Genomic DNA, 14134 nt, shown 5'->3' with positions numbered 1-14134 from the left:
CTGTTATAGTTTGATTAGTTATTTTTTGATCAGGAAGACCATGCTCGCCTTAATTTCCCCTGCTAAGACGCTCGATTACCAGTCAGCACTCCCGACCGATACGCACACTCTACCAAGACTGCTGGATCAATCTCAACAGCTTATAGACCTAAGTCGTAAACTCTCCGCTTCAAATATTGCCAGTTTGATGAGTGTCAGTGAAAAAATTGCCAATCTCAATGCGGAGCGCTTTCGTGACTGGAATGCTGACTTTAGTTTTGCCAATGCGCGACAAGCAATTTTTGCATTTAAAGGCGATGTTTATACTGGTCTGGATGCATATAGTTTGTCGCAAGACGATCTCAATTTTGCGCAAGATCATTTACGCAGCTTATCTGGTCTATATGGCTTATTACGTCCTCTTGATTTAATGATGCCGTATCGTTTGGAAATGGGAATAAAACTTGCCAATACCCGTGGTCATAATCTTTATGAATTTTGGGGGGATCGAATTACCGATTTGATCAATCAGGATTTGCAACAAAGCGGCTCAACGTTATTGGTCAATATTGCTTCTGATGAATACTATAAATCGGTCAAGGAAGCAAAAATTCAGGCTGATATTATTAAACCAGTATTCTTAGATCAGAAGAATGGTAAATATAAAGTGATTAGCTTCTATGCTAAAAAAGCGCGTGGCTTAATGGCTCGATACATCATTCAAAATCAATTGAAAAAAATGGATGATCTTAAGTCCTTTAATACTGATGGTTATTATTTCGATGCCGAGAGTTCATTGAAAGGTGAACTGGTATTTAAGCGTGATGAGCAAGTTGCTTAAGTATTTCAATCGTTTAATGTATTGAAAGAGAGTTGGCTTGCTTAAGCCAGCTCTTTTTCAAAAATAATGTATTCATGACCAAGCGAATTTATCGCTTTGATTTGAACAAAATTAAACATATCTTTAATTAAATCAATTATTTGATGGTGGAAATCTAGCACTGCCACACCTTACATTCAATGTTTAAATAGCTTTGCGTAGGCGATGCCTCACTTTTCGCAGGGATTGCCAAACCTTGCGCTGCAAACAAAGCAGTGCTTTGTTTTTGCTCATGTTGTGCGAGGGGTACGTCCTGTACCCCCGCCCAACGGCGACATCCCTGTCGCCCCACGGTAGGATCACCATCTATGATTCAAAAGCACAAAAAATAAGCTTCATTTTTGATCAATGACTTGATAGAAATCACTTGTATGAATAATTAGCTAGTTTGACTATAAAATAATCTGCAGGTCTTTCGGTGATTTGTTTATGTGTAAACTCATCACCGAACATGGGATAACAACCAAAAATGTTGTATTAATATATAAAGTCTTAGATGTTCTATAAATATGATCATAGCTAAAACAGAAAATTACCCCAAACCATTCAATCAGTATTGGGCTGAATTTGCGAATCACATAGCAATCGAAACAGAGCAGTTTATTTTTTTACAGCAGTTGCTTGTTGCTGCTTATACCGAGCCACAACGTCATTATCATACGGTTCAACATATTGTCGAATGCCTTGAGTTATTTCACCAAGTAAAAGCGCAATTGAATGATCCTGTTGCTGTTGAGTTGGCAATTTGGTTTCATGATGCCGTTTATAATCCACAAGCAAAAGATAATGAACAACAAAGTGCTCAATTAATGCACAAGCATTGTGTGGGTATTTTAACGCAATCGGTCTTAGACAAAGTTTCTCAATGGATCATTGCAACACAAGAGCATCAACCGTCTAAAGAGCATGATTTAAATTATTTACTTGATATCGATTTAGCAATTTTAGCTAGCTCTGTTGAACGTTTTGCAGAATATGAACAGCAAATTCAACAAGAATACGCGTGGGTTGATGCAGAAATCTATAAAGTCAAAAGAGCAGAAGTTTTACAGCATTTTTATCAAATGCAACCTTTGTATCAGACTGAATATTTTAGAAAACATTTTGAGCAAAATGCGAAAGTAAATTTGTCAAAATTTTAAAAGTGAATTTATATCAGAGCAGAAATCGTTATTATTCGGTCTTTTATAAATTTTCTGATTTCATTTTTATAGTTAAATTTCATAACTTTAAGTATTTATTTTATTAAGAAACCTTAGTTTATATTTAGGAAAATATTTTGAACATTGTCAATATTTTGAGTTTATCAGGGCTTGTTTTCTTAAGCGCTTGTTCTCAACAAAATTCTCAGAATGCAGCTCCAGCGGAGTCTACGAAAAAAGCAGCGATTGCAGCAGATAATAATGACAAAGTTGATCGTGCAAAAGCTGATACAGGAAAGGCAAGCAGTGAAGTTGAAGTCGAAATTCCTACGACTGTTACTGAAGCAAAAATAGAGCATAAATCTAAAGGATTAAATTATCCTGATGAGCTTATACAGCAGGTAAAAAATGCACAGAAACATTGTAAGCAAGCTGTAGCGGTTGATATGAAAGATGTTGTTACGGTTGTGGATTTAATTGGGGATGATCAGCCAGAATATATTTATGAACCTGACTCGATTAGGTGTATTGAAGATGGTGTATTTAGAGGGCATGGGGGAGATCAGCTGGTGATCTATCAATCTAAAGATCATAAAACCATACAAGAAATTTTTAACAGTGCAGTATTTTCTTATCAGATTATAAATAATCAAGCCAAAGCTATCGTTCAAGTCGAAGTTGGTGGGGGATATTGTGGGCAAAACATGGCAGAAATTAGCCGTGCAGAAGCAATCAATTGCAAGCGTAATCTGGAATGGGATGAGAGCCTAAAACAGCTGAAGATGGGTAAGATGTATGTTGATGAACCGAAGGCTAATGCTGAATAAGTGCTATTCAATATAAATAGCACTTTAAGCAGCCAGTTATGCACGAATAATCATACAGGTCGCTGTTGCATGTGCATATAATTTGCCATCTTCATCGACCAGTTTCCCTTCAGAAATGGCCAGGCTTTTACTTAAATTAATCAACTGTCCAATAGCAAATAATTGCTTATTTTGAGGTACAGGGCGGCACATTTTTACATTTAAATCGATGGTCCCATAACCTACGCCTGCTTCTAGGGTGGTATGTACAGCACAGCCAGTTGCTGAATCTAAAACTGTTGCTGCAAAACCGCCATGTACGCCACCTAAAGGATTTAAATGACGCTGATCCGCTTTGACTTTAAAACTTGCATGACCATGCGAAATTTCATGTAAATCCATCGGGATGGTTTCACTAATCGATGCTCTAGGAATTTGTCCATCAACCATTGCTTGTAGAAATTCAAGCCCTGTCATTTCTTTTGGGTGTTTCATATATTTATCCTTTATATAGGGTTCTAAAAGAGAACTTAAAATAAAATATGATGTTGAGGGATTTACTGTCAAACTTTTTATTGAATTTGAACGATTGAGTTGATCTTTTTAATGTTCAAAATCGTAGAATTTTTCAATATGGTTGGATTGATGAATGATTTTTAAATCAATTCTTTCACCCGTTGCCCACGTGGCAATCGATGCTTGTAAGTCGACATCAATAATATCGAGCTCTTTACATAAGGTTTGATCACTTTCAATCACAATGAATTGAGGTGATTGTGTCTTTAGACACTTTGCAATATACCGTTGAATATTTTGGAGCTGATAAACATCTATAATTTTATAACGCATACTTTTCCAAATATTATATTTAAATTGTTGTATTGACTAATTTAGAGCGAATCATTTCGCTTTTCAATTAAAAAACATGCGTATGATGAAAAATATCTGTTTCACTATAATTTCACTACATCATTGTAGTATCTTTATGGAAAATTTATAAAACAAGGAAATCATTATGAAAGGGCAATGTGTTTGTGGGGCAACAACTTTTACGGTTGAATTAAAAAATCATGATGTTCATGCGTGTCATTGTTCAATTTGCCGAAGACAAACGAGCGGTGTAATTATGACGATTGATGTCGAACAGGGCAGTTTACAGTTTACTCAAGATCAGCACTTAAGCATTTATAATTCTTCTGATTGGGGCGAGCGAGGCTTTTGTAACTGTTGTGGTACAAATTTATTTTGGCGGACTAAAGACCAGAGTTATTGCAATATCAATGCATTTGCATTGGATCAACAGCCTCAAGATATAAAATTCGATATGGAAATTTTTATAGACAATAAACCTGAGTTTTATGCTTTTAACAATGAGACAAAAAAACTAACCGAAGCAGATGTGATTGCACTATTTGCCGGAACCACTGATTCTTAAGTGAGTTATTCACTGATTCTGATAAGACCTTAAGTTTTTATAAGACCAATAATTCCATGCCAGCCAATTTAAGATTGACTGGCATTTTTATGTGCTTGGACGCTGAGTTTAAGGTTTATAAAGCCCAAGTTCCGTCAAATGTAATCTTAAAATCCGTCTAAGTTCCAATACCGCTTCAGGTGTCTCTTGGATCGAATGACCACCTTTGATAATTTTCTCAGATACTGCGCCGTCCAAATGTGAGCTGGTATATGGAACGATTCCATCCGTCATCACGTTAGGATCGTTGCTATTGGTGATATTGCCCATAATTGAATGATAGATCATGTCTTTCTTTGGCATAACGTTTTCAGTCAATTTGGTGAAGTTTGAGCTATGACTTAAGTCACTTGGACCATTTTGAATTAGTCCATGCCCAACATCTTTTAAAAAGTTTTTTGCATTTAAATCACGCTCATCAATAGAATCAGCTAAGGCCCCTAAGAATGCACCTGGCAGCTTAATAATCCGACGAGCAGCCAAAGTGAACCAGCGATCAGCAAATGCAGTACCACAATGTGGTGCTGAAATAAAAATAGCACGATCAAAATTAGGCACAGATTGAATGGTCAAACGAGATTTGAACATTGGATCATCTTTAAATTTATCAAATTTACGATTGTTCAACATCTTTAAGGCAGGTTGCGTCAGATTAGCATCACTGACTAATAAGCGCGCAATAATCCCGCCCATACTATGCCCAATCAGTACGGCATCTTTAGCAGAAGCCGAATTTTGATTAATTGAAGCAAAACCTTGATTAATGATGGCATTGATCTGAAAACGGCTTTCTAAGATTGGCATATTGGTTGAATAAAAAACCTGCCAGACTTGATAGTGCTCACGTAATACATTGTCACCCATAATATCATTGGTTAAGCGAATCCACGCTTCAGGGCTACTGGCTAAACCGTGTACCAAAACAATCACTTTCTTATTGGGGTTATACGGTTCAAGCATATATAAATGAGGCATGGTCAGGCTTTGATCGCGATCAATTAAGCTCAAATAAGCCGCAATACCTAAGTTGTTTTGAGCCAGCCATAGACCATAGGGTGCTGAAAAGTTTGCAGCAAGCGGGTATTGTTTACCACCAATTTTTAAATTTTCAATGCTATAAGGGTCATACACATTCAGTTGAAAATTTGGATTATGTAAGATGTTCTGTAATGATTCATTTGCATTTTCAGGTTGCGCTGCAATACTGACCGATAAATAACGCGGTTGATGAATATTGGGATTCATGCCATTTTTGTATTTATAATCAAACGGATTCACAATATATTTGTTTTCTTCAGGTGCTGTCGTGTTGGGTAAAATTGCGACAAATTCTGCACCGAAACCGTCTCTACGGTTGATCGAACGTAATCCTGAGAAGTTTAAATTATAGCTTGAAACGAGATCTTCAAGTTCAATTTGAGCCAGTGCTGGGTAGCCATTAAAATTAATACGATAAGTGCTTTTGCCCACTTTAATTTGTTTTGCCACTTTTTGGTTTTTATTTCTTATGGCATATGTCGAAATCAGTTTGGCTAAGGCTTGATTATAAAAGTCACGTATCTGAACTTGTCGGTTGTTAAAAATACGGTCTTGGGGTTGGCGTTCAGTTTTAAACAAATAGGCATAACTATAACGGATACTATTATCTAACATCACCATTTGCTGATCTAAACATTGCTCATAGTTTTTCTGAGAGGCTTGCTGCTTTTCAGTGGATTGATGTTTTGAAAAAAGACTGACTTTACAATTAGATGAGTCACCAAGATTGATTGCTTTGGTTAAGTAAATTTCACTTGCGGTGGAAAGCAGTTGTTCATCTTGAATCTGTGGAATTTCGGCTAAATCAGCCACACATTTTTCGGGTTCATCTGTACACGATTTGGCTTCACGTCCAGTCATTGATAAAACATTTAAGCTGGCTTCACTCATTTTTGAACGTGTCAAAATGCTGTCACGTTCATTGGCAATGGTTACGTTCACCTTTTGATTTTTTACACTGACAACTTGGCATCCAGATAAAATCAATGGGCTCATTGCTAAAGCACAAAGCAAAATATTGTTTTTTGAGTATTGCATAATCATTAACTAGATCAATCTTTGTCTGAATCATACGTTAGTTTTATTCAATTTATAAACAAAAAAATAGACTGAATGTTCAGCCTATTTTTTCAAAAATTTATAAATTTATTTTGCCAGAGCTGGGTTTTTCAAAACCTGCCAAACGTTGTAACGACCTTGTTTTTCAATTTCTTGAATTAAACGATCAGCAACTTCAGCTTCTTCTGGGTATTTCACTTTATAGTTTTTCAAGGTTTGGATCGCATTTTTCTTTTGCTCCATACCAATAAAGTTGTTTGCAGAAGATAAATAGGCTTCTTGAACACCTTGTTTGATGGCTTTATCTAAATATGGAATCGCTTCTTTTTGACCGCCACCCTCAGATAAAGAGAAACCAAACCATAAGTTTGCTTCAGCATCATCTTTGTTGATTTTGAGAATACGTTGAGCATATTCTAGTGACTTGGTGGTATAAGAAGAACCTAGGTCAAGGTTACGTCCTAAAACACTGGCTTTAAATGCACGAATCAAAATATCAAAAGAAGCATTTGGTGCCGCAGCCAATTGGTCAAGCTGAGTAGAGACTTCTTTCAACTTGCCTTCAAAGCCTTTACGTTCTTTACGGTCACTAAATTGTGGTGGGTAATGACGTGCTTTACCTTCAACCATTTGCAAGAAATCATCAATGGCTGTGATGTCAATTTCATTGTTTCCAGCAAGTACTGCATATTTCATAGCACGTTGTGCGCTATTTACTGTAGGTACAATCAGTTTATTGGTATCTAAAATGATTTTTTGGCTTGGATTTGCAGGATCAGTCACTTCGAGTTTGTTTACAGGTTGAGCCGCTGCTTTTTTTAACTCTAATTCAAAAACTGGCGGTTGCGAGTAATCGAAAGGGTTTAATGCATAGAACGGAGGAGACAATTCAGGCTCAGTGTAAATAAACGGCTCGTTTGCATCTATTTTATTCTGTTGCTTGGTCGGTGTTGTTGAACACGCAGTAAGTAATGATGTTGCGAGCAATGCATATGCCAAAGGCTTAATCGTCATGTGTTTCTTCCATTAATTTATATTAAAAAACGTGCATGCGCATCAGTCTATGAAAAGACGTCTGAACATGCAACTTGATTTGGTTCGTATTATTAAAAATTATACATTACAGTCTATTGACACTTCATTTTGTGAAGTATTAGGAAACCTTATGCTTTCGATGAGTGGTTTTGTGCTTCACATTCACGTCTAACTTCTTCAATAATTTTGATTTCATCTTCACTTAAAGGCTGTTCAATATTGTGTTGTAAATTAAAGGTTGGGTCTAAAAGTGATAAACGTTGGCACAAACTATTGATGCGTTTTTCATTTTGTTCCAAACGATCTAACAAAACACGCATACCATCAAGCATAGGGTCGGATTGTTCTGGTACGGCTGCGTAGGCTTGAAATTCTGTGTTTTCAATACCACTGGTCATTTCTTCTGGACAACTTGGTTCTGGTGTAGTGACGATTTCTTTATCTTTGCTAATAAAGCGAGCAGGATTACCTACCGCCGTGACGCCATCAGGTACAGCTTTAGTCACCACAGCATTTGAGCCGACTTTAGCATTTTTACCGACCACAAAAGGGCCTAGGATTTTTGCACCAGCGCCTACTACAACACCGTCTGCTAAAGTCGGATGACGTTTACCTTTATTCCATGTCGTGCCACCTAAAGTCACCCCATGATACAAGGTGACATCATCACCAATTTCTGCTGTCTCACCAATCACCACACCCATACCATGATCGATAAAAAAGCGTTTACCTATTTTAGCGCCAGGGTGAATCTCAATACCTGTGGCAAAACGACTAAAAGAAGACAAAATGCGTGCTGAAGTTTTACAATCTTTTTCCCATAATTCATGGGCAACACGATGCATCATTAATGCATGTATCCCAGGATATGTGGTTAAAACTTCAAATGTATTACGCGCAGCAGGATCTCGCGCAAATACAGCTTGGATATCTTCTTTAAGCTGTTTTAGCATTAGTTTTGATCCTCATCTTTTGACTTTTTCCATGTACCATTATTTAAGGCTTGAACTCGGCTAAAAATGCCTCTTAATAAATGATATTCCATCTTATCTAATTGTATACGCCCAAATAATCGACGCAAGCGTAAAGGCAGTAAACGCGGGTTTTTAGGGTCTAAAAATTCGATATCAGCCAACATTTTTTCAATATGCGGATAAAACTGTTCCATTTGTTCGTGTGTGACCAAAGGTTCATCCCAATGCATATCTGCTGAATCTGTTACCCGCATCATTGCTTCAGTATCCAGTTTCTTATCAGCCAGTTCTAATGTTGCCATACGCATTTCATAGCACAGTACTTGAATGGCTTGGGCAACATTTAACACACCATATTCACTATTCACTGGTACGGTGACATGAAAGTTTGCCAGTGCAAGCTCTTCATTGGTTAAACCACGATCTTCACGACCGAAGACAATAGCGATTTCTTGCTGATGTTGAATAACCGCTTGCATAGATTTTTGCGCCGCAGGGCGTGCATCAAGCAAAGGCCACGGAATGGTGCGACTACGCGCACTGGTTCCAAATACGATATGACAATCTTTAATGGCATTTTCTAAGCTGTCGACAATTTCTATGTGCTTAATCAGATCTGCCGCACCCGCTGCCAAGGCATCTATATCTGGGTGAGGGTAGGTTTTAGGTGCAACGAGCACAAGTTTAGTTAAGCCCATTGTTTTCATTGCACGTAGAGCACTTCCGATATTGGCAGGAAGTGTCGTATTGACCATGACAATACGTACATGACTTAAATGCTGTGAAATCACAGCATTGTCGAAAATATCCATGAATATTCCAAAATATTAAGCTTTAAATTCAAATAGAGAGGTTAGGAGAATTGGCCTGCATCTGCCATATAGTCATCCATTGCATCATCCATACTCATATTTTCTGGCGGTGGTGCAACTTGAGTCGGTTGGGCAAGTCCACGATGATCCACGGCTTTTGCCGCTTTAGATTTGACTTGGTATTCAATATGAATAGATTCTTTACCAAAGTAATCACGTAATTTTGAAAGTAACTCATCCAATGGGGCAACTTTCCATTGTTGACCTAAATGTAACTCAGCAGTGGCATAGTCATAATCTAACTGGATCTGCATTGGAATGTGTTGACACATATCGACATTACAGAAAGGCAGTAAGATCTTTTGAATATCCGAGGCTAAAGTTTTCGTCATCACTTCAGTATTTAGTGTGATGGCAATGCTATTGGCACGCTTTTGTCGAATTTCATTGAGGGTGAATGCTTTGGTCAAACGACCCATAGGGCGGTCAAAACCTTCACGTTCATAAATTTCACCTTCAATCACCACCACTTTTTCATTTTGAATAATGTCTTTAAAGCGTTGGAAGCGTTCATGATTCGCAGAGACTTCGATTCGTGCTGTGCCGTCATCAAGGGTAATCATCATTCGATTTGGGAAATTGGCAATATCGACCACTAAACCAGCGAAAACAGTGGTTACACCACGACGAGTAGGGGTTAATTCATTAATTTTATTTGGAATAAAGGATTTTAATTCTGCACGATAGACATCAATTGGATGACCTGTCAGATATAAACCCAATGTATCTTTTTCACCTTTTAGACGCACTTCATCAGACCACGGTTTTACAGGTTTAGCTGGCTTACGTTGAACTTCTTCAACTTCACCAAATAAGTCCATAATGCCCGTTTCACGATTAGAACGCGCCTGTTCAGCGGCTTGGACGGCTTCTGGAAGTTGAGCCATTAAACTTGAGCGTTCAATTCCCAAACAGTCCAGTGCACCAGCGCGAATCAATGCTTCTAATGTTCTTTTATTGATTTTCTTCAAATCTACACGGTGGCAGAAATCGAATAAATCTTTAAAAGGACCATCTTGCTCACGTGAATCAATCACGGATTGCATGGCTTGTTCGCCGACACCTTTAATTGCACCTAAGCCATAAATAATGGTGTTTACATCACTGGCATAGAATTGGTAGAACGACATATTTACCGATGGCGGCAATACCACTAAGTTGTTGATTCGGCAGTCATCAATTAAAAATACAATGTTATCTGTATTTTGCATTTCCGAAGACATCACCGCAGCCATAAATTCTGAAGGGTAATGTGCTTTTAACCAAGCCGTCTGATAGGCAACTAAAGCATACGCAGCGGCATGTGATTTGTTAAAACCATAGCCTGCGAATTTTTCCATATAGTCAAAGATATGGTTGGCTGTACCTTCATCAATATCTTTTTTCGCAGCACCTTCAATAAAGGTGGCACGTTGCTTGACCATTTCCTCGACTTTCTTTTTACCCATCGCACGACGAAGTAAATCTGCACCACCCAGTGTATAGCCAGCACAGAACTGTGCGGCTTGCATCACCTGTTCCTGATATACCATGATCCCATAAGTGGGTTCGAGTACACTTTCTAACAGCGGATGTAAGTATTCAAATTCACCACCATGCATACGATGGATAAAGTCAGGAATAAGGTCCATTGGACCCGGTCGATATAAAGATACGAAGGCAATAATTTCTTCAAATTTACTTGGACGTGCTTCTTTAAGCATTTTTTTCATGCCCACGGATTCAAACTGGAATACCGCGGTGGTATTTGCGTCAGCAAATACTGCATAGGATTTAGGATCGTCTAAAGGAATGTTTGAAATATTTAACGGCTTATCAGATTGAATACGCTTATTAATATTTTGAATCGCATCTTCAATTACAGTAAGGTTACGTAAGCCCAAGAAGTCGAATTTTACTAAGCCCGCAGCTTCTACATCATCTTTATCGAATTGGGCAACCCGTCCTGTACCATCAGCTTCACACAAAATTGCCGAATAATCGGTGATTTTGGTTGGTGCGATGACTACACCACCTGCGTGTTTACCTGTATTACGGGTAATGCCTTCAAGCTTGAGTGCCATTTCCCAGATTTCAGCAGCATCGTCATAATCTGGGTTGGATGGATTGGTCACAATATCTTTAAGTTGTGGTTCAGCCTCAATAGATTCTTCTAAGGTGAGTCCTAAAGGTTTAGTCGGAATCATTTTAGAAATACGATCTGCCAAACCGTAAGATTTACCTAAAACCCGTGCTACATCTCGAATCGCACCTTTAGCAGCCATGGTACCGAAGGTTGCAATCTGAGAAACCGCATCACGACCATAATGGCGTGCTACATAGTCGATGACCTTATCACGTCCAGCGATACAGAAATCGATATCAAAGTCGGGCATGGATACACGTTCTGGGTTTAAGAAACGTTCAAAGAGTAGGTCATAACGCAGCGGGTCTAAGTCAGTAATTTTTAAACTATAAGCGACGAGTGAGCCTGCACCTGAACCACGACCGGGACCTACAGGAACCCCATTGTTTTTAGACCATTGAATAAAGTCCATGACGATGAGGAAGTAACCAGGGAAATCCATTTTATTGATAATGCCAAGCTCATAGGCCAGACGTTCATCATAAGGCTTACGAATTTCAGCCCAATCTTCATCACGTGTTTCAACAGGGTAAAGGAAGTCTAAACGTTCTTCTAAACCAATTTCAGAAAGATGCTCAAAGTAAGAATGGATAGTATGACCTTCCGGAATTGGATAGTCTGGTAGATCATGGAATCCTAAACGGAGTGAAACGGTACAACGCTTTGCAATTTGTAAGGTGTTTTCTATGGCACTTGGAATATCTGCAAATAGCTTAATCATTTCAGCAGAGGTTTTAAAATATTGCTCAGGGCTGTAATGCTTAGGACGTTTACTATCGCCTAGAACATAACCATCTGCGATACAAACGCGTGCTTCATGTGCTTCATAATCTTCTGGTCTAACAAAATGCACATCATTATGTGCCACAACACCAATATTATATTTTGCAGCGAGTTTAACCGCTTCTTCGTTGAAGCTTTCTTCTAATGGGCGACCTGTACGTGTCAGTGCTAAATAAACACGATTGCCAAATTTTTCGATCCATTGTTCTAACAGCGGTTCGGCTTTTTCAGGATAAGCTGCACAGAGCATTTCTCCGACATCACTATGTAGGCCCAAAAGTACAATGATGTCTTGAGACTGTTCAAGTACCCAATCTTTTTGTACACATGGAATCGACAGCTGTTGTCCTTCAATAAAGCCGCGAGAGACAATTTCAGTCAGACCACGCCAGCCTTTATTGGTCATTGCCAGTAAGGTTGCTTTATGGTTTGCATCATTTAATCGAATTACACTGCCGAAAATAGGTTTAATCCCTTTCCCCAGCGATTTGTTGTAAAACTTGACTGCTGCATGCAGGTTGGATAGGTCTGTAATGGCTAAAGCAGGCATTTCATCAGATGCGGCAGCTTTAATCAGATCAGGTATACGTACGATCGATTCTGTAATCGAGAATTCGGTATGAATACCAAGATGAACAAACTGCATAGACCTATCCTATATGAAACTGTCGGCTATTTTATCACGCTTAAACTGTGATGTGCTGAAATAAAACGTTCTGGATGAATTATTGTTTTGTATTTAAGTGTTTGAAATATATTTAAATATATAGAAATTTTTAATTTTGACTTTTAGTTGCATGATTAACCAGCAGTCAGTTTGAGTTGTGTGTTGATGGTCTTTTTTACATAGAAACGAATAATTTAAGCTTTATTTGAATAATATGGATTGAATGAAACAGGGTAATCCATTCAAGCTATTGTTATCAAATGAGACAAAGAAGCAGTGAAATTTTATCGGGTGATAAAAGGGTTTAGGATGCCTAAGGTGATAATAATAAAAGCCCTGACTATTATTCAGTTAGGGCTGTGTATATCTAAAAAGTTGGACTTATAAAGCCTTTAAACGTTCTGAACCAATCCAATGTTTAGAGAATTGATATGCTGCACGCCCTGAGCGTTGACCACGAGCTTGACACCATCTTAATGCTTCAGCACGAACATCATCAGCAAAGGGCATATCAGCTTTTGCTAAATAATGCTCCACAATTTCTAAATAAAGATTTTGATCCATTGGATAAAACGACAACCACATACCGAAACGATCTGATAATGAAATCTTTTCTTCGATGGCTTCTTGCGGATGCAACTCTTTATATTGCGGCACATCGACTTTGGTTACAGGTGTGTTTTCATGCATAAATTCAGGCAATAAATGACGGCGGTTACTGGTTGCGTAAATCACAAAATTACTTGAGCCAGATTGTAGCGAGCCATCTAACACACTTTTTAAACTACGGTAATTTTCATCTTCAGCATTAAATGCCAAGTCATCACAATAAACGATGAACTTTTCTGGGCGATCTTTAATAATTTTTTGAATTTCTGGCAAGTCAGACAAATCATCTCGTTCAATTTCAATTAAACGTAAGCCTTGTTCTGCATACTGAGTAAGTAAAGAGCGAACAATGGATGATTTTCCTGTGCCACGTGAGCCAGTCAGTAAAATGTCGTTGGCAGGTAAACCGTGTAGAAATTGTTCAGTATTTTGTAAAATTTTAGCTTTCTGACGTTCAATCCCTTTAAGATCATCCAAATGCATTGCTTTCGGGTTATAAATCGCTTTGAGTTGTTTATCGTGCCACCTAAAAGCCACTGCTGCAAAGTCAGTATCTTGTTTCTTTTCAGGAAGGACTTGATGTAACTGATCAAGAACAGTGGATAATTTTTGGATGATATTGTCAGGTAAGTCGAAAGTTGCCATATCCGTTCGCTATTTTCAGAAATTACAATGTGTGGTTGATATTAGC

13 protein-coding genes are annotated in these 14134 nt (G+C 38.1%); 4 read left to right on the top strand and 9 right to left on the bottom strand.

Going from position 1 to position 14134, the window contains the following annotated elements; all coding sequences use genetic code 11:
- Nucleotides 1–40 precede the first annotated feature (40 nt).
- Nucleotides 41–820, top strand: a complete 780-nt coding sequence (yaaA, locus tag MTO68_RS14580) for a peroxide stress protein YaaA (RefSeq protein WP_244013072.1) — start codon at nt 41–43, stop codon at nt 818–820.
- Nucleotides 821–974: 154 nt separating this feature from the next.
- Here the strand turns inward: yaaA and MTO68_RS14575 are convergent, their stop codons facing one another.
- Nucleotides 975–1151 carry a hypothetical protein gene (locus MTO68_RS14575; RefSeq protein ID WP_244013070.1) on the bottom strand — a complete coding sequence of 59 codons (177 nt, stop codon included), beginning with the start codon at nt 1149–1151 and terminating at the stop codon, nt 975–977.
- Between the two features lie 217 nt (nt 1152–1368).
- Between MTO68_RS14575 and MTO68_RS14570 the strand changes: the two genes are divergently transcribed.
- On the top strand, nt 1369–2001 hold the full coding sequence (locus MTO68_RS14570) for a metal-dependent hydrolase (protein ID WP_244013068.1): 633 nt from the start codon (nt 1369–1371) through the stop codon (nt 1999–2001).
- A gap of 137 nt (nt 2002–2138) precedes the next feature.
- On the top strand, nt 2139–2828 hold the full coding sequence (locus MTO68_RS14565) for a hypothetical protein (RefSeq protein ID WP_244013067.1): 690 nt from the start codon (nt 2139–2141) through the stop codon (nt 2826–2828).
- 36 nt (nt 2829–2864) lie between these two features.
- Here the strand turns inward: MTO68_RS14565 and MTO68_RS14560 are convergent, their stop codons facing one another.
- Nucleotides 2865–3302, bottom strand: a complete 438-nt coding sequence (locus MTO68_RS14560) for a PaaI family thioesterase (RefSeq protein WP_034618304.1) — start codon at nt 3300–3302, stop codon at nt 2865–2867.
- Nucleotides 3303–3410: 108 nt separating this feature from the next.
- A complete protein-coding gene (locus tag MTO68_RS14555) occupies nt 3411–3656 on the bottom strand; it encodes a hypothetical protein (RefSeq protein ID WP_004719281.1) in 246 nt (81 codons plus the stop codon).
- 166 nt (nt 3657–3822) lie between these two features.
- Here MTO68_RS14555 and MTO68_RS14550 point away from each other — a divergent pair, with 166 nt between their 5' ends.
- A complete protein-coding gene (locus tag MTO68_RS14550; protein WP_034618305.1) occupies nt 3823–4242 on the top strand; it encodes a GFA family protein in 420 nt (139 codons plus the stop codon).
- Between the two features lie 108 nt (nt 4243–4350).
- On the opposite strand, the gene MTO68_RS14545 is transcribed toward MTO68_RS14550, so the two are convergent.
- The 6 genes from MTO68_RS14545 to MTO68_RS14520 form a co-directional block, all read right to left on the bottom strand.
- Nucleotides 4351–6363, bottom strand: a complete 2013-nt coding sequence (locus tag MTO68_RS14545; protein ID WP_244013065.1) for an alpha/beta fold hydrolase — start codon at nt 6361–6363, stop codon at nt 4351–4353.
- A gap of 102 nt (nt 6364–6465) precedes the next feature.
- Complete coding sequence (locus tag MTO68_RS14540; protein WP_244013063.1) at nt 6466–7392, bottom strand: hypothetical protein; 927 nt, start codon at nt 7390–7392, stop codon at nt 6466–6468.
- 149 nt (nt 7393–7541) lie between these two features.
- Nucleotides 7542–8366: a serine O-acetyltransferase gene (gene cysE / locus MTO68_RS14535; RefSeq protein ID WP_244013061.1), complete on the bottom strand. Its 825-nt coding sequence runs from the start codon at nt 8364–8366 to the stop codon at nt 7542–7544.
- The gene (locus MTO68_RS14530) at nt 8366–9199 is read right to left on the bottom strand and encodes an RNA methyltransferase (protein ID WP_244013059.1); all 834 of its coding nucleotides are present in this window, start codon (nt 9197–9199) and stop codon (nt 8366–8368) included. The genes cysE and MTO68_RS14530 overlap by 1 nt, the downstream gene beginning before the upstream one ends.
- A gap of 41 nt (nt 9200–9240) precedes the next feature.
- On the bottom strand, nt 9241–12813 hold the full coding sequence (dnaE, locus tag MTO68_RS14525) for a DNA polymerase III subunit alpha (RefSeq protein ID WP_004822504.1): 3573 nt from the start codon (nt 12811–12813) through the stop codon (nt 9241–9243).
- A gap of 402 nt (nt 12814–13215) precedes the next feature.
- Complete coding sequence (locus MTO68_RS14520) at nt 13216–14088, bottom strand: ATP-binding protein (protein ID WP_034618149.1); 873 nt, start codon at nt 14086–14088, stop codon at nt 13216–13218.
- Between the last annotated feature and the right edge of the window lie 46 nt (nt 14089–14134).

The sequence above is a fragment of the Acinetobacter sp. NyZ410 genome, from assembly GCF_022828975.1.
Lineage (GTDB): Bacteria > Pseudomonadota > Gammaproteobacteria > Pseudomonadales > Moraxellaceae > Acinetobacter > Acinetobacter guillouiae.
This window is presented reverse-complemented; position numbering and strand designations above follow the sequence as displayed.